General features: G+C 58.8%; 16 protein-coding genes. 10 read left to right on the forward strand and 6 right to left on the reverse strand.

The genetic code is table 11. From position 1 onward, the window contains the following. Window positions 1-25: 25 nt before the first annotated feature. Complete coding sequence (locus tag FS819_RS02735) at window positions 26-1,330, reverse strand: M16 family metallopeptidase (protein WP_070167668.1); 1,305 nt, start codon at window positions 1,328-1,330, stop codon at window positions 26-28. Window positions 1,331-1,350: 20 nt separating this feature from the next. Continuing rightward, the gene (gene thrC / locus FS819_RS02740; protein ID WP_156548319.1) at window positions 1,351-2,748 is read right to left on the reverse strand and encodes a threonine synthase; all 1,398 of its coding nucleotides are present in this window, start codon (window positions 2,746-2,748) and stop codon (window positions 1,351-1,353) included. Between the two features lie 248 nt (window positions 2,749-2,996). Between thrC and FS819_RS02745 the strand changes: the two genes are divergently transcribed. Then, complete coding sequence (locus tag FS819_RS02745) at window positions 2,997-3,665, forward strand: hypothetical protein (protein WP_234624780.1); 669 nt, start codon at window positions 2,997-2,999, stop codon at window positions 3,663-3,665. Between the two features lie 180 nt (window positions 3,666-3,845). Then, window positions 3,846-4,772 carry a diacylglycerol/lipid kinase family protein gene (locus tag FS819_RS02750; RefSeq protein ID WP_156548318.1) on the forward strand — a complete coding sequence of 309 codons (927 nt, stop codon included), beginning with the start codon at window positions 3,846-3,848 and terminating at the stop codon, window positions 4,770-4,772. A gap of 38 nt (window positions 4,773-4,810) precedes the next feature. Here FS819_RS02750 and FS819_RS02755 read toward each other — a convergent pair whose 3' ends face one another. Continuing rightward, window positions 4,811-5,500 (reverse strand): HAD family hydrolase, encoded by a 690-nt coding sequence (locus FS819_RS02755; protein ID WP_156548317.1) that lies wholly within the window; start codon window positions 5,498-5,500, stop codon window positions 4,811-4,813. 154 nt (window positions 5,501-5,654) lie between these two features. On the opposite strand from FS819_RS02755, the gene FS819_RS02760 reads away from it, so the two are divergent. The 6 genes from FS819_RS02760 (at window position 5,655) to FS819_RS02785 (ending at window position 12,806) form a co-directional block, all read left to right on the forward strand. Continuing rightward, window positions 5,655-6,323, forward strand: a complete 669-nt coding sequence (locus FS819_RS02760; protein ID WP_060719065.1) for a GntR family transcriptional regulator — start codon at window positions 5,655-5,657, stop codon at window positions 6,321-6,323. Between the two features lie 125 nt (window positions 6,324-6,448). Further along, the gene (locus tag FS819_RS02765) at window positions 6,449-6,880 is read left to right on the forward strand and encodes a DUF1284 domain-containing protein (RefSeq protein WP_156548316.1); all 432 of its coding nucleotides are present in this window, start codon (window positions 6,449-6,451) and stop codon (window positions 6,878-6,880) included. Window positions 6,881-7,064: 184 nt separating this feature from the next. Then, window positions 7,065-8,198, forward strand: a complete 1,134-nt coding sequence (locus FS819_RS02770; protein ID WP_156548314.1) for a site-specific DNA-methyltransferase — start codon at window positions 7,065-7,067, stop codon at window positions 8,196-8,198. A 337-nt stretch (window positions 8,199-8,535) separates the two neighbouring features. Then, entirely contained in the window at window positions 8,536-10,392 is a 1,857-nt protein-coding gene (locus tag FS819_RS02775; protein WP_156548313.1) for an O-linked N-acetylglucosamine transferase, SPINDLY family protein, read from the forward strand. A gap of 79 nt (window positions 10,393-10,471) precedes the next feature. Next, on the forward strand, window positions 10,472-11,080 hold the full coding sequence (locus FS819_RS02780; RefSeq protein WP_156548311.1) for a pyridoxamine 5'-phosphate oxidase family protein: 609 nt from the start codon (window positions 10,472-10,474) through the stop codon (window positions 11,078-11,080). Window positions 11,081-11,105: 25 nt separating this feature from the next. Then, the gene (locus FS819_RS02785; RefSeq protein ID WP_156548309.1) at window positions 11,106-12,806 is read left to right on the forward strand and encodes an O-linked N-acetylglucosamine transferase, SPINDLY family protein; all 1,701 of its coding nucleotides are present in this window, start codon (window positions 11,106-11,108) and stop codon (window positions 12,804-12,806) included. 36 nt (window positions 12,807-12,842) lie between these two features. Here the strand turns inward: FS819_RS02785 and FS819_RS02790 are convergent, their stop codons facing one another. Genes FS819_RS02790 through mutY form a run of 3 tightly spaced genes read right to left on the reverse strand, consistent with a single transcriptional unit; the run spans window position 12,843 to window position 14,881 of the window. Beyond that, window positions 12,843-13,118, reverse strand: a complete 276-nt coding sequence (locus tag FS819_RS02790; RefSeq protein ID WP_156548307.1) for a putative quinol monooxygenase — start codon at window positions 13,116-13,118, stop codon at window positions 12,843-12,845. Further along, window positions 13,118-13,726, reverse strand: coding sequence for an HAD family hydrolase (locus FS819_RS02795; protein ID WP_156548304.1), 609 nt, complete (start codon window positions 13,724-13,726; stop codon window positions 13,118-13,120). Before FS819_RS02795 ends, FS819_RS02790 begins: the two co-directional genes overlap by 1 nt. A 3-nt stretch (window positions 13,727-13,729) precedes the next feature. After that, window positions 13,730-14,881: an A/G-specific adenine glycosylase gene (gene mutY / locus FS819_RS02800; RefSeq protein ID WP_156548303.1), complete on the reverse strand. Its 1,152-nt coding sequence runs from the start codon at window positions 14,879-14,881 to the stop codon at window positions 13,730-13,732. 72 nt (window positions 14,882-14,953) lie between these two features. Here mutY and FS819_RS02805 point away from each other — a divergent pair, with 72 nt between their 5' ends. Together FS819_RS02805 and FS819_RS02810 are read left to right on the forward strand one after the other, a co-directional pair. Then, window positions 14,954-15,490 carry a DUF721 domain-containing protein gene (locus FS819_RS02805; protein ID WP_156548301.1) on the forward strand — a complete coding sequence of 179 codons (537 nt, stop codon included), beginning with the start codon at window positions 14,954-14,956 and terminating at the stop codon, window positions 15,488-15,490. A 199-nt stretch (window positions 15,491-15,689) separates the two neighbouring features. After that, a complete protein-coding gene (locus FS819_RS02810) occupies window positions 15,690-16,373 on the forward strand; it encodes a DsbA family protein (RefSeq protein WP_156548299.1) in 684 nt (227 codons plus the stop codon). The last annotated feature ends 240 nt before the right edge of the window (window positions 16,374-16,613 follow it).

The raw sequence follows: 16,613 nt of genomic DNA on the forward strand, positions 1-16,613 counted from the left end.
CAAACGGCAAGATTGAGCAATCGACTCAGCCGCGCGCCGCCTTCAGCACCGTGTCGCGTGATCCCGACAAGGCCGAAAGGATGTCTTCCATTGGCGCTAGCTGTTCGAGCGGGCCGATGGCTGACAATGTCGGTGGGCTGCCGTCGAAGAACAGCCGCCCAGCAAGGTCTGTCAGCCGGTCGACGGTAATGCTTTCCAGCCGCTCCATCAGTTCCGGATTGGAAATCGGCCGACCATAGAGCATCATCTGCCGGGCAATCTGTCCGGCCCGCGCCGCAGGGCTTTCCTGACCCATCAGCAATTGCGCCCGGATCTGGGTGCGAGACCGGTCGATTTCCTGTTGCTCGATTCTTTCAGCCGATTTGCGCAGCTCGCTGATGATCACAGGCACCAGTTCGGGCAGGTTTTCGCCGCCGGTCGCGGCATGAATGCCGAAAATGCCGGTATCGGAAAAGCCCCAGTGAAAGGCATAGACCGAATAACAGAGGCCGCGAAACTCGCGTACCTCCTGAAATAGCCGCGAGGACATGCCGCCGCCGAGGATATTGGCCAGAATCTGCGAGGCGTAGAAATCGCGCGCATGATAGGCGCGGCCTTCGAAGCCGAGCAAAAGCTGGGTGTCCATCAGGTCGCGGCTTTCGCGCACCTCGCCGCCGGTATAGCGGGCAGGGGTGATCAGCGGCGAGACGGCGGGCTTGGTGCGCAGCGTGCTGAAGCGGTCTTCCACCTGGCGCACGAAGCTTTCGTGGTCGACGGCGCCAGCCGCCACCACAAACATCCGGTCGGTGGTATAGTTGCGGGCAAGATAGGCGCGAATCTGGTCGCTGGTGAAACCATCCACCGTTTGTGGCGTGCCAAGAATGCCGCGTCCGACCGTCTGGTCGCGAAAGGCGGTTTCGGCGAAACGGTCGAAGACAACGTCATCAGGCGTATCAAAGGCCGCGCCTATTTCCTGCAGGATCACATGCTTTTCACGGATCAACTCTTCGTCATCGAAGGCCGAATCAGTGAGGATGTCGGCGAGGATATCGACGGCCAGCGGCACATCGTCCTTCAGCACCCGGGCGTAATAGGAGGTGGTCTCGGTTGATGTCGCGGCATTCAGCTCGCCCCCGACATTCTCGATTTCCTCGGCAATCTGGCGGGCGGTGCGCCGTTTCGTCCCCTTGAAGGCCATGTGCTCGAGAAGATGGGCAATGCCATGTTCCTCGGCGGTTTCATCGCGCGAACCGGATTTGACCCAGACGCCCAGCGCGACGCTTTCCAGATGCGGCATTTTTTCGGTAACGACCGTCAGCCCCGAAGGCAGGCGGGTGCACTCAACATTCATGGTCCATCTTTCCGCGTTTCTTAAGCACCAGCGCGCGAATGAGCGGAGATGAATGCCTCCACCACGTCGAGCTCGCCGGCAAGGACGTCGAAACGCTCCTCCCTATCCATCAGATCAGCAAGCCACGTCGGAAGCGCGGGGTCAATACCCGATGCCGATTTTACCGCCGCCGGAAATTTGGCGGGATGGGCGGTGGCCAGCGTCACCATCGGGCTTTGGGGCTTTTCGAATTTCGATGCGACCACCACGCCGCAAGCCGTATGGGGATCAAGCAGATAGCCGGTTTCAGCCAAAGTGGTGGCGATGGTCTTGGCCACCTCCGTTTCCGAGGCGCGTCCGGCCCGGAAGAGTTTCCGGATGGTTTTGAGCGTGTCCGGCTTGATTTCGAAAGCGCCGGATTGCTTCAATCCAGCCATCTGCGAACGGATCTCGCCGGCATTGCGGCCGCTGGCTTCAAACAGCAGGCGCTCGAAATTCGAGGAGATCTGGATATCCATCGACGGCGAGGTGGTGGCCATCACACCGCGCATCTCGTAGCGCCCGGTTTTCAGCGTGCGGGCCAGAATGTCGTTGTCATTGGTGGCAATCACCAGCTTGTCGATCGGCAGGCCCATTTCGCGCGCCACATAGCCTGCGAAAATATCGCCGAAATTGCCTGTTGGGACAGTGAAGGAAATCTTGCGGTCCGGTCCCCCCAGCGAAAGGGCGGCGGTAAAGTAATAGACGACCTGGGCCATGATTCGCGCCCAGTTGATTGAATTGACGCCGGATAGCTGCACCTTGTCACGAAAGGCGACATGGTTGAACATCGCTTTGACCAGATCCTGACAATCGTCGAAATTGCCCTCGATGGCCAGCGCCCGGACATTCCCGGCCTTCGATGTGGTCATCTGCCGCTGCTGCACGGGCGAAACCTTGCCCTTGGGAAACAGGATGAACATGTCGATATTATCAAGCCCGGCAAAGGCATCGATGGCCGCCCCGCCCGTGTCGCCCGAGGTGGCGCCGACAATGGTGGCACGCTGTCCGCGCTCGCGCAGAACGTGATCCATCAGCCGGCCAAGCAATTGCATGGCGACATCCTTGAAGGCCAGGGTCGTGCCGTGGAACAGTTCGAGAATATAGGAATTCGGCCCGGTCTGCACCAAAGGCGCGACAGCAGGATGGCGGAAGGTGGCATAGGCGTCATGGATCATCGCCTGAAGGGCATCATCCTTGATTTCGCCGTCCACGAAGGGTTTCAGCACCGCGAACGCGACCTCCTGATAGGTCTTGCCGCGCAGCGCCCGGATATCGCGTTTGCGCATTTTCGGCCATTCGCGGGGCAGGTAAAGGCCACCGTCACGGGCGAGGCCTGCCAGAAGCGCGTCGCAAAAATTGAGAGCGGGCGCCTCGCCGCGAGTGGAAATAAAGTCCATGCCAGTATCCTCGGTCTAAAGGTCACGCCCGGTCGAAAGTTTCATGGCCGCCACAATGATGCAGACTCTTGCTGATGCCTTGCTGAAAATTGCAACAAAGCACGTGCTAGCTGATCGATTTTTTGCCACGCCGCTGGTATAGACCATCGCCAACCGATAAGGAAAGGCTGATTGCGGGAGATTTTCCTGTTTCCAGACCGCATTTTCCACGCGGTGAGACGAAGTCATGATGCAGAAGGTGTGACCCGGTGTTTCAATCTATAATGCGCGGCTCGTCCGCCTCATCTCAGGTTAATAAGTCGGCTCTGGTCATTGTTCCAGTCCTGGCCGTTTTTCTGGCCGGTTGCAATACCAGCGGCTCCGGGGCCGGTTCCAGTTCCGGCGCCAGTGGAGGCAGCCTGTTCAGCTCCAATGCCACAACATCGGTCTCCGGTGCGGCCACGGCGAGCGCCCCGGCAGCGTCTTCTGGTGCCGTGGTTCAAGCCGTCTGCCCGAAGATCTCCCTGCGCGACGGCACATCCTACTATCGCACTTATGCGAAGTCGGGTTCTAAAGATCCACAGGACGTTGTGTTCCAGGCCTCGCTTGCCGAAACCACCCGCGCCTGCACCCAGTCCGACACCACGCTGACCGTCAAGGTCCAGGTGGCGGGACGGCTGGTCGCCGGGCCGCAAGGCCATGCCGGATCGATCAATATGCCGATCCGGGTTGCCGTCGTCGATGGCGATACGGTGGTGTCTTCGGAACTGGTGCCGTTTACCGCCAACCTCGCCAGTGCCGATCAGCCAGCCCAGTTCCTGTTTAGCCGCGATATCACCATGGCTGCCAATGCCACGGCGGCGACGCAGATCTTTGTCGGCTTCGATGAAGGTCCGGCTAGTGCCGCGGGCAAGCCATCCGGCAAAAAGCGTAAATAAGCCTCTCGGGCATACCAGCGCCGCGCCAGATATAGCGCACGGCGCTGTCGCTCTTTCTTGTGTGTTGAGCATTTCAGCAGAAGTGCGAAGCGGTTTTGTGTTCGCAAATACGTAAAAAACAAAGATGCAGCACGCTCGTCATGTTTCCATGAGTAGCGGCGCGGCAATGGTAGGTCCGGCATGAGGGTCACGGTCATTCGCAATCCTGTGGCGGGTGGTGCTCATACATGGCCTGCCACGGCTCGTGCACTTGCGGAGATTTTTCCCGACTATTCGCTGGTCGAAACCGTCAAGGGCATGACGGGCTCCCAGGTGCGCGCCGCTGTCACGCCCGAAACCGATCTGGTTCTGGTGGTGGGTGGCGATGGCACGGTTGGTCAGGCCGTGGATGGGCTGCTGACGTCGCTTTATCCACAAACCGCCTTTGCGTTCCTGCCGGGTGGCACGGGCGCGGATTTTTCCCGCAATTTCGATTGGCCCGCGACCACTGAGCGCCAATTGCAGGCGATTGCGACGGCTACCCCGCGCCGCATCGATGTCGGTGTTCTGCAAAGCCGTTTGGGCAGTGGCGAGGTCCATTCCACGCATTTCATCAATGTCGCCAGTACCGGCGTGTCGGGCGAGATCGTCGCGGCGATCGAGGCAAGCCGTGGACCCTCGCGTCTGCCGGCGTTTCTGCGCTACCGGCTGATGTCATTGGTGCGCATCGCTCGTTACAAGGGCGCGGCCCTGCGTATTTCGGTGGATGGAAGGCGCGTTTATGACGGCGCGGTTCTTGTGGCCGCCGTTACCAATGGCAGCTGGTTTGGCGCCGGAGTGCGCGCCGCGCCGCAGGCTTTGCTGGACGATGGCCAGCTCGATCTGGTCTTTGCACGCCATTGCGGCGCCATTGGCAATCTGAAGATCTTTGCCGCTTTCGCTAATGGCAGTCCGGCGAATTCGTCCGCGATCAAGACCCATCGCGGCCAGGTGATCGACATCGAGCCGCAGGGCAAGATCCCCATGGCCGAGGCCGATGGCGAAGTGATCAGGCCCGGCGCATTGCGCTTCAGCATTTTGCCGCATGCGCTCACAGTTCGCCTTCCACCCGCTGTGGCGCCTGGGTGAATGAGCGCTGACGCTCTCCAAAAACCTGGAAACAAACTCTAGATCACATGGTCCCATTCGGCCATGGCGGCAATCACGGCTGGCAGGTCCATCATCCGGGCGATCACGGTTTCCGCACCGGCTTCAGTCAGGCGGTCGGCATGGGAGGGATAGGTGTGGGAGGCGCCGGTAAAGCCGACAACCCGCATTCCTGCGGCGCGGGCGGCATGGATGCCATGCACGCTGTCTTCCACCACGACGCAATTTTGCGGCTTGACGTTGAACTGGGCGGCGCCGTGCAGATAGATATCCGGCTTCGGCTTGACCCGGTCAGCGCCGAGATCCTTGGCAGAATAGACATGCGGCGCGAAAAATTCCTTGAGGCCAACCTTGGTCAGCATCATGTCCAGCCGTGGCGATGAGGAATTGGAGCAGATGCAGCGCGGCCCCTGGAGACGCGACAGCGCATAGGTGACGCCCTCTACCAGCTTGACCTCGCGGGCCAGCCGCTGGTCCAGCAGGGCTTCCGACTTGTCGATCAGGCTGGCCGAGAGCGGAATATCCACTTCCTTTTCGATGGTCATCAGGATGTTTTTCCAGGTCATACCGGAAAAACGCTCGCCCATTTCCTCGACTGAAATCGGATAGCCTGCCTCGGTCAGCAGCTTGGACTCCACCTTGGCGGCAATGATTTCGGAATCGACGAGCACGCCGTCACAATCGAAAAGGGTGAGGTCGAAGCCAGCCATGCTCATCATATCCTGTTGTCGGGGGAAATGCCTGACTACACGATAAGGCGGTAAAGAACAATTGCGCAGATCTGCTGAATGTTCATGGCCCGGATGTTCAGGGCAGATCTGCGTCTCTCTCGACAAATTTGCCCCTTCAGCCTAATCAGAAGACATGAGCAAAGCCAAGGACGACACTATAGCCGCGAGGATTGCCCGCGTATTGGCGCAACGCATCGTGCATGGAGAATTACAGCCCGGCATAAGGCTGGCACAGGACCATATTGCCGAGGAATTTTCGGTAAGCCAGGTGCCCGTGCGGGAGGCCTTCCGGCGTCTGGAGGCGCAGGGCCTGGTCGTCAGTCTGCCGCGCCGCGGGGTCCGGGTGGCGAGTTTCGATCTGAAACAGGTGCGCGAAGTGGCGGAAATGCGCGCCGCACTTGAAGTGCTGGCGCTGAAGCATGCTGCTCCCCATCTGACGCCCGCGCTGCTCGACGAAGCGGAAGCCGCGACCTGCGCCTGCGACCGCGCCGACAATGTCGAGGACTGGGAGGCGGCCAATCGACGCTTTCACCGGCTGATCGTTTCCACCTGCGATATGCCGCGCCTGCTGACCGCCATCGATGACCTGCATGCGGTCAGCGCTCATTTCCTGCTGGCAGGCTGGCAAAGTGGCTGGGAGCGCCGCACCGATCACGACCATCGCGCCATCCTGGATGCCTTGCGCCGCAACGCCGTTGGTGAGGCGACAGCCATCCTGGAACGGCATGTGCAATGGATTGGCCGGGCGCCCGCGCCGCGTCGCGGCGAGCCGCAGCCGGAGCGGTTTGCGATTGTCGGATGATGAGGCGTGAGCGCGCAAAAACGATCGGTAAAAATGACAAGCCTGTTGATCAGGCGGAAAAGCCCGGCGCAACCTATAAAGCCCAACGAATGCCTATAAAGCCCAACGAATGAAGGATTAATGCCATGACGGTGCGGTTGCGCGGCCATCATCTGCTCTGCATGCTGACCTTTGTCGGCGAAGGCTATACTGCCGATTTCGTCGCCAATTATCACCGCGTCGCTGCGCGGTTGACCGAGGGCGAAACCATTGAGATCGTCGATGGCCCCGATGATCTCTGTCAGCCCTTAACCCATTCGCAAACGGCTCATTGTTTTCGTGACAGCGTGCTCGAACGCGACCGGAAAGCCAAGGATGCCGTGGCTCAGTTGCTGTCTCGCCCGGTGGTGACCGGCACGGTCATCACCCCGGATGCCCCCCTTTTGGCGCGGCTGCGGGCCGCCTTTGCCACGGGCTCGGTGCGGTCTGCCTGTCATGACTGCGAATGGTCGTCGCTCTGCGATGGCATCGCGGCTGAGGGCTATAGCGGAGCGCTGGTGAATCCGCCCGCAGCTTGATCGCTTACCTCGGGATCATCCGTCCTCGAATTCCCTGGGCGTTGAGACCCGACAGGAGGCAATCTGGCTGCCGACCTGAAATTGCATGGAAATTTAAGCTCACCGTTCAGCATTTGGTAACCAAGTTCGGTAACCATAGGCACTGTTCAATATGTGCTGCGTCAGCGTAACCAGTGAGTATTCCATGGCCTCTGTTTTCCCGCTCGCCGACCTTCGTCGCTCCAACGATCCCTTCGCCTGGATGAACAGTATCATCAAGGGCGACTGTGTTGCGGCTTTGGAGGCTCTGCCGGATCAATCGGTGGATGCGATCTTTGCGGATCCGCCGTATAATCTGCAGTTGGGGGGCATGCTCCACCGGCCGGACCAGTCTGTTGTCGACGCCGTGGACGATGCATGGGACCAGTTTGCCTCTTTTGAGGCTTACGATGCCTTCACACGCGCCTGGCTGCTTGCCTGCCGGCGCGTGTTGAAGCCGCATGGCACCATCTGGGTCATTGGCTCCTATCACAATATTTTCCGGGTCGGTGCGACGCTTCAGGATCTGAATTTCTGGATCCTCAATGACATCGTCTGGCGCAAGACCAACCCGATGCCGAATTTCAAGGGCCGTCGGTTCCAGAACGCCCATGAAACGATGATCTGGGCTTCGCGCGATGCCAAGGCCAAGAGCTATACCTTCAATTACGATGCGCTGAAGGCGTCCAACGACGATGTGCAGATGCGCTCGGATTGGCTGTTTCCGATCTGCTCCGGTGGCGAGCGTCTGAAGGGCGAGGACGGCAAGAAGATCCATCCGACCCAGAAGCCGGAAGCCCTGCTGGCCCGCATCATCCTGGCCTCGACCAAGCCCGGCGATGTGGTGCTCGATCCCTTCTTCGGCTCCGGCACGACCGGTGCGGTCGCCAAGCGGCTGGGCCGCAATTTCGTTGGCATCGAGCGCGAGCAGGACTATATCGATGCAGCTTCCGCCCGCATCGACGCCGTCGAGTCATTGGGCAAGGTGGAACTGACTGTCTTGACCGGTAAGAAATCCGAGCCGCGCGTTGCCTTCAATACGCTTCTGGACAGCGGCCTTTTGCGGCCCGGTCAGGTGCTGAGCTGCGAAAAACGTCGCCATAGCGCCATTATCCGCGCCGATGGCACGCTGGTTTCCGGCACCGAGGCCGGTTCCATCCACCGGGTTGGTGCGAAGGTGCGCGGTCTGGATGCCTGCAATGGCTGGACCTTCTGGCACTTCGAAGACGCAGGCAAGCTGAAGCCGATCGACGATCTGCGCAGCCTGGTGCGCGCCAGCATGGGCAAGCTGGCCGGATAGGCCTATCCGCTAAGTCTGGCTGCTTTGTCTTTCGTCCTTACGATTTTTTAATCATCGGCGCCGATGCTGACTATCTTCGTCGGTTTTTGTATCCAGTCCCGATGAAAATGACGATGCCCGGCCCGGTTTCCGCGCCGGGCATTTCGGTCTTGCCTCAAGTACGCAGGTTGTAATATTTGCGGCGGGTCTAGTTTATGATATCTTCAAGTTGCAGATGTGCAGCTAATATAAATTAGATATCTAGTTATAAGCACTTAGCGGTTATTCTCTCAGCATTAAACAGGTTCGGACAAGTCTGCCGCTTTATTTCCCGTCTCCAACAGATGGGGGACGGATTTTGGCGGCTTTATACAGGCAGGCACTGGAGCAATACGGGGAGGGCGCCTATGAGGCGGCCCTGACCACCGTTTCGCGCCTGTTGCAAGCCGAACGAAGCAATGCCGAAGCTTATATTCTTGCCGCCACCGTGCATGAGCGTCTTGGTAACCGGCTGGAGGCGGCCGGCCTGTTTGAGCGGGTTATTGCGCTTACGCCATCGCGCAAACGCGATGTCGCCTTTCGCGCTTGCTCTCATTATCTTGAATCCGGCCACGATGATCTGGCTCTGCGCGCCTTGCTGGCGCTGCACCGCTATATGCCTGACGATGTCGATGCCAATCATTCGATTTGCAGCCTTTACCGCGAGGCGGGCCGCTATCCGGATGCGCTGCCCTATGCGCTTAAGCTGGTGACGATTGGCAGCGATTTCGACAATTGGCTGAATGCAGGCATGGTTCTGTTGGGGGCCGGTCAGGCGGAGAAAGCCTTTGTCGTGCTGAAGGCTGCCTATGAGGCTCGCCCGACAGAACGGCTGGCGCTGACAGAGTTGTTCTGGTGCGCGATGAACCTCTGCGATTTCGACCTGGCCACGCGGCTACAGGGTGAACTTGAGGCGGCCTATGCGGCAGATGGCGCGGTGCTGGATATCCGCGAAAACGTCTTTCGCGCGCTGCAATGGTCTGGCGATGAGGCCTATCATGTGCTGAGTGCGATCCGGACGGGAGAGAAGCATCGCGGCACGGTTGCGCCCCGGCGGCCTTATACGGCGCGGCCCGGGCAAAGGCTGAGGATCGGCTATGTCTCGGCGGACCTATACCAACATGCGACGCTGTCGCTTTTGACCGGCGTGATCGAAAACCATGATCGCGACCGTTTTGAGATTTTTGGCATTTGCCATACCGCAGCCAAGAACCGCAAGGGCATGCTGCGTCAACGTTTCCTTGAGGCTATCGATCACTATGTCGACATCATCGACTTGGATGACGATCAGGCTGCTGCCGCCATACGGCAGCTTGATCTCGACATCCTGATCGACCTCAAGGGATTTACTTTCGAGAACCGGCTGGGGATTTTCTGCCGCCGTCCGGCTCCCGTGCAGGTGGCCTATCTCGGCTTTCCAGGCAGCGTGGTGGGTGTTGGCATTGATTACGCCATTGCCGATACCATTGTCGCCCCGCCATCATCAGAGCAATTCTATGCCGAGAAAATCTTCCGGCTGCCCAATAGCTACCAGTGTAATGACAATAGCCGCGAAAAGGTGATGCGCGATGGCCCGCGCAGCCTCCACGGCCTGCCGGAGCAGGGTGTGGTGTTCTGTTCTTTCAATCAAGCGGTGAAAATTCGATATCAGGTGTTCAAAACCTGGATGGAAATCTTGAAATCGGTTGATGGGTCGGTGCTTTGGCTGATTGATATGCTACCAGTGACGCGAGACAATCTTTGTGCTGCCGCAGCCCGGCTTGGCGTGGCGCCGGAGAGATTGATCTTTGCGCCGAAAAAACCGATTACGGAGCATTTGCGTCGTCTGCCTTATGCTGATATCGCCCTTGATACCGGGCCTTGTAACGGTCATACAACGACGGCGGATGCTCTTTGGGCTGGAGTGCCTGTTCTGACGTGGAAAGGCACGAATTTTGCCGGACGTGTCAGCGAAAGTCTTTTGAGTGCCGTTGGCCTGACCGAACTTGTCGCCAACGATCTTACCGAATTCGGCCGCCTGGCGGTCGAACTGGCGCAGGATGAGGTCCGCCAATCTCACCTGCGCCAGAACCTCCTTCAAGCCCGCGATACCGCGCCGCTGTTTGATACCCCCCGCTTCACCCGGGATTTCGAGGCGGCATTGGAGGCGATCTGCGCGGATGCTGCCAAGGGTTGATCCGGGTGAATCATCAAGGTAAATGATGATCATGGCGCGCAATCTGGCAGGGTATAAGACGCGATAACGCGGGAGGCGGATGATGACCATTACCACGCTGCAACAGCTGGAAGCCCTCTATGGCACGGTGAGGGAGACGTCACTTGCCAAGGAAATCGACCATCTGAATGACGATTACGCCGCCTTCGTTAACGCTTCTCCTTTCATCCTGCTCGCTACTGTCGGCTCTGATGGCACTGATTGCTCGCCCAAGGGCGATGCGCCTGGCTTCGTGGCGATCCTTGACCGCAAGACCCTGGCTATTCCCGATCGCCCTGGCAACAACCGGATCGATAACCTCAAAAACATCATCGAAGACGGTCGGACATCTGTGCTGTTTCTCATCCCCGGCGTTGGCGAAACGCTGAGGGTCAATGGCCGGGCTACAATCAGCGCCGACCCGGACCTGCTCGCCCGCTTCACTGTTGATGGAAAATTGCCGAAAAGCGTGATTCTCCTGGCGATTGACAGCGTTTATTTCCACTGCGCCAAGGCTATTCTGCGCTCAAATCTCTGGGACGCCTCCCGCCATGTCGAGCGCTCCACCCTGCCATCACCCGGCCAAATCCTGAAAAACATCGTCAACGGCTTCGATGGTGAAGCCTATGACAAGGAACTGCCGGAGCGGTCGAGGAAGAGCCTGTATTGATCCTCGGTAGAATTTTCGGAACATCATGACCGCTGACCTTACCAATACGATCCTGTCGCTTTATTCGCAGGGCCTGTTCCAGGCAGCCCTTGATGAGGTGAAGGCCTTGCCGCCGGGCCTTGCCGATGACCCCAGGATGGCGATCATCGCTGGACAATGTCTTTATAAGCTCGGCTATGCCGAAGCGGCGGCCGATCACTATGTCCGGGCGGCGGAGCGTCTTGGGGGGGAAGGGGCGCAGCTGCGCAAACTGGCTTACGATCTCTATAAAAACACGGGAAACAGAGAAAAAGCCGTCGCCCTTGCCGAGCACGTCTTGCAGGATGACCCTCGCCATCTTGAAGCAGCCCTTCTCCGTCGCAAACGTCTTTTCGAACTCGCAATGCTGGATGAGCTAAAGCTGGCCAACGACGCGGCCGCGCACGCCATTGCGGAGGGTGATGAGTTTGCAATTTCCTGCGAAATGCCGATGGAAGCCCTTTACTGGTGCGATGATGAGAGCACACTTGCCCGCCTATCGAACCAGGAAAAATCGGTCATCTCGCCGCAAAACAGATTGGCACGCCGCACGAAGCCGCATATCTACGGCGACAAAATCCGCATCGGCTATCTCTCTGGCGATTTCACCAGTAATCATGCGGTGATGGTCAACTTGCAGGGCGTCCTCGAACGTCATGACCGAAGCCGGTTCGAGATTATTCTCTATTGCTATACCAAACAGGCCAAGATCGACCGCGACAACGGATCGCGGGCTCGCATGGGGACGATCAAACGAATTGCCGAGCTCTCAACGCAGGCAGCGGGTGATCTGATCAGGAGCGATGGAATCGACATTCTTGTCGATCTGCAAGGCCATACCCAGGATGCCCGGATCGATCTGGTCAATTCTGGTCTGGCGCCGATCCAGGTGGCTTGGTTGGGCTTTCCCTGCACCGGCACCGGCATTGATTGCGATTACGTCATCGGCGACCCGATCGTGACACCGGATAGCAGCAAGCCGTTCTATCATGAGAAACTCTGCCGCTTGCCGGAGACCTATGAACCGAATGACAATATCAACCGGCCCTTGCCGTCGCCGGTGCCGAGAACGGTTCTGGAGTTGCCAGAGGACAAATTTATCTTCGCCTCGTTCAACAATATCAGGAAAATCAGCCCGCAGACCGCCGATGCCTGGCTGTCCATCTTCCGAGAGGTGCCTGACAGTGTGATGTGCCTGTTGTGCGGGCAGGAAAACGTCAGGGACAATCTGCGTGCCTATTTCACCCGGCAGGGGCTCTCGGCGGACCGGCTGATTTTCGCGCCGCCACTGGCTTATGCATCGCATCTGGCGCGTGTGCAGGCCGTGGACCTCGTGCTCGACAGCTTCCCCTATTGCGGTCACACCACCACATCCGATTGCCTATGGGCCGGTGTGCCGGTTCTGGCGCTCAAGGGTCGCAGTTTCTCATCCCGAGTTTCGGAAAGCCTTTTGGCCGCGCTCGACATCCCCGAACTCGTGGCGCCAACGGTTGAGGCCTATATTGCCCAGGCGCTGGATCTCGCTCGCAACCCATCCCGCCTTTTGGCGCTACGCGAGCGGATCGTTGCCAACAGGCACACCACGCCGCTGTTTGACACCGACCGCTTTACTCATCATCTCGAAGACGCCTACCGGATGATGGTGGCGCGTGCCAAGGCCGGGCTGGAGCCGGATCATATCGATGTCCCGGCAAGGCCGTTCCCATGACGAGATTTTGAGGTAATAGGCTGGAGATCAGGGCTATCAAGCCCTGATCGTATAATCCCTGGCGATGCCCTGCGTCACCGTGAACCAGTTCGATGCCTTCGTGCGCTGCTGATGCGCGTCGAAAGCGGCCCGATCAACAAAGACTTCCGAAACAAGAAAACGCCCGGCGACAGTAGGGCAGGCTTCGACGTTGAAAGACAGGCACCCCGGCTCGGCCCGCGTCAGGGCAATATGCTCAGGCAGAGCCGCCTTCACGGCTTCCAGCCGATCCTCCGTCACATCGATATGGCCGTCCAGAAATACTTTTGTCATCAAATCACACCCAAATCCTGCAAATCCGCCTTGAGCTTTTCCGGGCCGACAAAATGCACCGCCTGCCAGCCAGCAGCCTTGGCACCCACCACATTGGGCAGGCTGTCATCAATGAAAATCGAATGGGCGGGATCGAGACCAAAATCCGTGGCATGGCGGTGATAAATCGCCACATCCGGCTTGATCAGGCCGATTTCGCCCGACACTGTGACGCCGCGCGGGCGGTTGAGGAAGGGAAACATCTCGCGAGCTTCCACAAAGGTGTCGGCGGCGAAATTGGTCAGCATGGTCACATCGCGGCCCTCATCAATCAGGGCATTGAAGATCTCGACGGTGCCGTCATAGGCGTGCGGCACCATTTCGCGCCAATGCTGGCGAAAGGCGCGGATATGTGCTTCGCGGTCGGGATGTTCGGCAATCAGCAGCGCTTCGGCATCGGCCCATGTACGGCCACGGTCCTGTTCGATATTCCAGTCATGGGTGCAGACATTGTCGAAAAACCATTGCCGTTCCTTGGCATCGGGGATGATCCGGCTGAAGGGCAGGTTGGGGTCGTAATGGATCAATACCTTGCCGATGTCGAAAACGATATGCCGGATCTCTGCCATGCTCTATTCCATTTTTTGGGCTGCGAAGGCCTCGGGTATAGCCTGGGTGATCGCCTTTTTCATCACCGTCGGCAAGGCCTGGGCTTCAAGATTGATGAGCGGCTCCCACCATCCGTGATCGGCCCAATGGTAATCGTCGGGCCGTACCTTGACCGCATCGGCCCTAAAGATCGTCAGCCGTAGCTCGAAATGGGTAAACACATGGGTGACCACCCCGCAGGACCGCCAGTTGGCGTCCATCGGCGCACTGGCCTCGCTATCGTCGCCGTCGATGCGCGCTGTCCATTCGGTGGTCGGCACTTCGGTCATGCCACCCAGAAGCCCCTTGTCGGCGCGCTTGCGCAGCAGGATGCGGTTGCGGTCATCAAGGGCGATGAAGGCCGCGCCAAGCCGCACCGGCTTTGCCTTTTTCGCCGCCTTGACCGGAAAATGTTCGGGGTCATGGGCTTTCAGCGCCAGACAGTGGGTGTTGAACGGACAGAGCGCACAGGCGGGCCGTTTCGGCGTACAGATGGTGGCGCCCAGATCCATCATGCCTTGCGCAAAATCGCCGGGCCGATCCTTGGGTGTCAGCGCCGTGACCAGCAGTTTTATGGCCGGTTTGGCGCCGGGCAGTGGATCGGATATCGCGTATAGCCTCGAAATTACCCGCTCGACATTGCCGTCCATCACCGCCGCCTGCCGGTTAAACGCAATGGCGGCAATGGCGGCGGAGGTATAATCGCCGATGCCAGGCAGCGATTGCAGGCCTTCCTGGGTGTCGGGAAACACACCGCCATGCAGATCGGCGACAGCCTCGGCGCATTTTTTCAGGTTGCGGGCGCGGGCGTAATAGCCAAGGCCCGCCCAGGCCGCCATCACGTCCTCGGTCGGCGCGCTTGCAAGGTCGGTGACCTTCGGCCAGCGCGCCAGGAATTTCAGGAAATAGGGTTTGACCGCCTGCACTGTGGTCTGTTGCAGCATCACTTCCGAAAGCCAGATGTGATAGGGGTCGGGCCTCACACCGCGCGCTGCCATCGGCGGCGAAATCCGCCAAGGGAGATCACGGTGATGGCGGTCATACCAGGCGAGAAGGTCCTCAGCACTTGGCTCATCTTGGTGAGGCCCATCTTGGTGAAGGGTGTGTTCGGCAAGTTTTCGGGTTTTTATGCTCATACTATATATATGTTGGCGAATCACGGCGCATATCAAGCGTTCCGGATTGCAATGACGAGGCACCATCCAGCCATGGCCTTCAAAAAACGCGGCGCTGCCCAGATTTCGGAACTGGCCAACGGCATCATCGATCCGGTGATTGCGCGGCGTGCCGGGATTTCGACGGCGCTGCTATCCTCCTGGGAGGAGATTGCCGGAGCCGATTTTGCCGATTGCACCCGGCCTGAAAAGATCGTCTGGCCGCGGCGTGACTATGCCGGTCAGGATTCAGGCCAGAAATCCAGCTCATCTCCCGGTCAATCCGGTGGTTACAAGGCAGGCGTGCTGACCATTGCCTGCGAAGGGGCGCGGGCGCTGTTTCTCAACCATGCGCAGGGCGAGTTGATTGCCCGCATCAACGGGTTTTTCGGCTATCCGGCCATCGGCCAGATCCGCATCGTGCAAAAACCGGTCTCCAACACCGCCAAGCACCGGCGCGGGCCGGGCCGGCTGGATGCGGTGCAGGCGAAAAAACTCTCGGAAATGACTGAGGGCATTGAAAGCGACAAGCTCAAAAAGGCGGTAGAGCGGCTGGGCCGGGCGGTGTTGTCGCAAAAAAAGCCGAAATGACAGCTTTGTAATTTGAATTGAGGGGTCAAAACCTTCACATACATCCTGAACCGGGCTGTGGGCGCGCGGTATGCCTGTCTCGCATATATTGCAGTTTTGCGAGCGATGTCATGCCAGATGATGTATTGTCAGGTTGTGAGAGACAGGTATAACCGGGCGCAGGTTTACAGCACGATCGTTACTCTATGTGGGTGAAATAATGTCGAATTCCGAACTGATCCTGACCAAGCGCCATCTTCTGGCTGGTATCGCCACCGTGGCCACAGGCCTTGCCGTCTCCGGCATGGTGAGCCCGGCCTTTGCCGCCGCCGAAATGCCCAAGCCCGACCATGATGTCGATATGGCTGAAGTGATGAAACCCGGCGCCCTGCCGGACATGGCGCTTGGCAAGCCCGATGCACCGGTCAAGATCGTTGAATATTTCTCGATGACCTGCCCGCATTGCGCTCATTTCCACGCCACGACCTTCGATACGATCAAGGAAAAATATATCGATACCGGCAAGGTCTATTTCGTCTTCCGCGAGTTTCCTTTCGACCCCGCCGCCACCGCCGCTTTCATGCTGGCGCGTTGCGCCCCGAAGGATCAATATTATCCCTTCATCACCATGTTCCTGAAGCAGCAGCGCTCCTGGGCAGCGCCTGACAATGGCGATGTGCGCGGCGCCATGCTGCAAATGTCGAAAATGGCCGGTTTCACACAGGAAAGCTTCCAGGCTTGCTTGACGAACACCAAGCTTGCCGGTGATGTAACCGCAGAGCGGGACCGCGGCGCCAAGCAATTCGGCGTCAACGCAACCCCGACCTTCCTGATCAACGGCAAAAGCTATTCTGGAGATATGTCGGTTGAATCCATGTCGGCGCTCATCGACAGCCTTCTCTGACACTGCGCATCCGATCAAGGCGGGCGGTGGCGAAAGCCATGCGCCCGTTTTTTTGTGGTTGGTGGCCGGTTTTTGGCGTGATGAGCGTGGGGCCCACCCCCCTCTGTCCTGCCGGACATCTCCCCCTCAAGGGGGGAGATCGGCAAGATCCGTGATTGGTCTTTCCAGGAGAGACGCGGTAAGCCTGATAAACATGGGTCAGGAAAAGGAACTAGGAGATATCCTCACCCGAACTCACCC

It is taken from the genome of Allorhizobium sp. Av2, assembly GCF_021462805.2.
GTDB classification, from domain to species: domain Bacteria; phylum Pseudomonadota; class Alphaproteobacteria; order Rhizobiales; family Rhizobiaceae; genus Allorhizobium; species Allorhizobium vitis_G.

What these genes read in the sequence shown, in the direction of transcription:
- FS819_RS02735 (WP_070167668.1), bottom strand. Translation starts at nt 1,330, where the DNA reads ATGAATGTTGAGTGCACCCGCCTGCCTTCGGGGCTGACGGTCGTTACC.
- thrC (WP_156548319.1), bottom strand. Translation starts at nt 2,748, where the DNA reads ATGGACTTTATTTCCACTCGCGGCGAGGCGCCCGCTCTCAATTTTTGC.
- FS819_RS02750 (WP_156548318.1), top strand. Translation starts at nt 3,846, where the DNA reads ATGAGGGTCACGGTCATTCGCAATCCTGTGGCGGGTGGTGCTCATACA.
- FS819_RS02755 (WP_156548317.1), bottom strand. Translation starts at nt 5,500, where the DNA reads ATGGCTGGCTTCGACCTCACCCTTTTCGATTGTGACGGCGTGCTCGTC.
- FS819_RS02760 (WP_060719065.1), top strand. Translation starts at nt 5,655, where the DNA reads ATGAGCAAAGCCAAGGACGACACTATAGCCGCGAGGATTGCCCGCGTA.
- FS819_RS02765 (WP_156548316.1), top strand. Translation starts at nt 6,449, where the DNA reads ATGACGGTGCGGTTGCGCGGCCATCATCTGCTCTGCATGCTGACCTTT.
- FS819_RS02770 (WP_156548314.1), top strand. Translation starts at nt 7,065, where the DNA reads ATGGCCTCTGTTTTCCCGCTCGCCGACCTTCGTCGCTCCAACGATCCC.
- FS819_RS02780 (WP_156548311.1), top strand. Translation starts at nt 10,472, where the DNA reads ATGATGACCATTACCACGCTGCAACAGCTGGAAGCCCTCTATGGCACG.
- FS819_RS02785 (WP_156548309.1), top strand. Translation starts at nt 11,106, where the DNA reads ATGACCGCTGACCTTACCAATACGATCCTGTCGCTTTATTCGCAGGGC.
- FS819_RS02790 (WP_156548307.1), bottom strand. Translation starts at nt 13,118, where the DNA reads ATGACAAAAGTATTTCTGGACGGCCATATCGATGTGACGGAGGATCGG.
- FS819_RS02795 (WP_156548304.1), bottom strand. Translation starts at nt 13,726, where the DNA reads ATGGCAGAGATCCGGCATATCGTTTTCGACATCGGCAAGGTATTGATC.
- mutY (WP_156548303.1), bottom strand. Translation starts at nt 14,881, where the DNA reads ATGAGCATAAAAACCCGAAAACTTGCCGAACACACCCTTCACCAAGAT.
- FS819_RS02805 (WP_156548301.1), top strand. Translation starts at nt 14,954, where the DNA reads ATGGCCTTCAAAAAACGCGGCGCTGCCCAGATTTCGGAACTGGCCAAC.
- FS819_RS02810 (WP_156548299.1), top strand. Translation starts at nt 15,690, where the DNA reads ATGTCGAATTCCGAACTGATCCTGACCAAGCGCCATCTTCTGGCTGGT.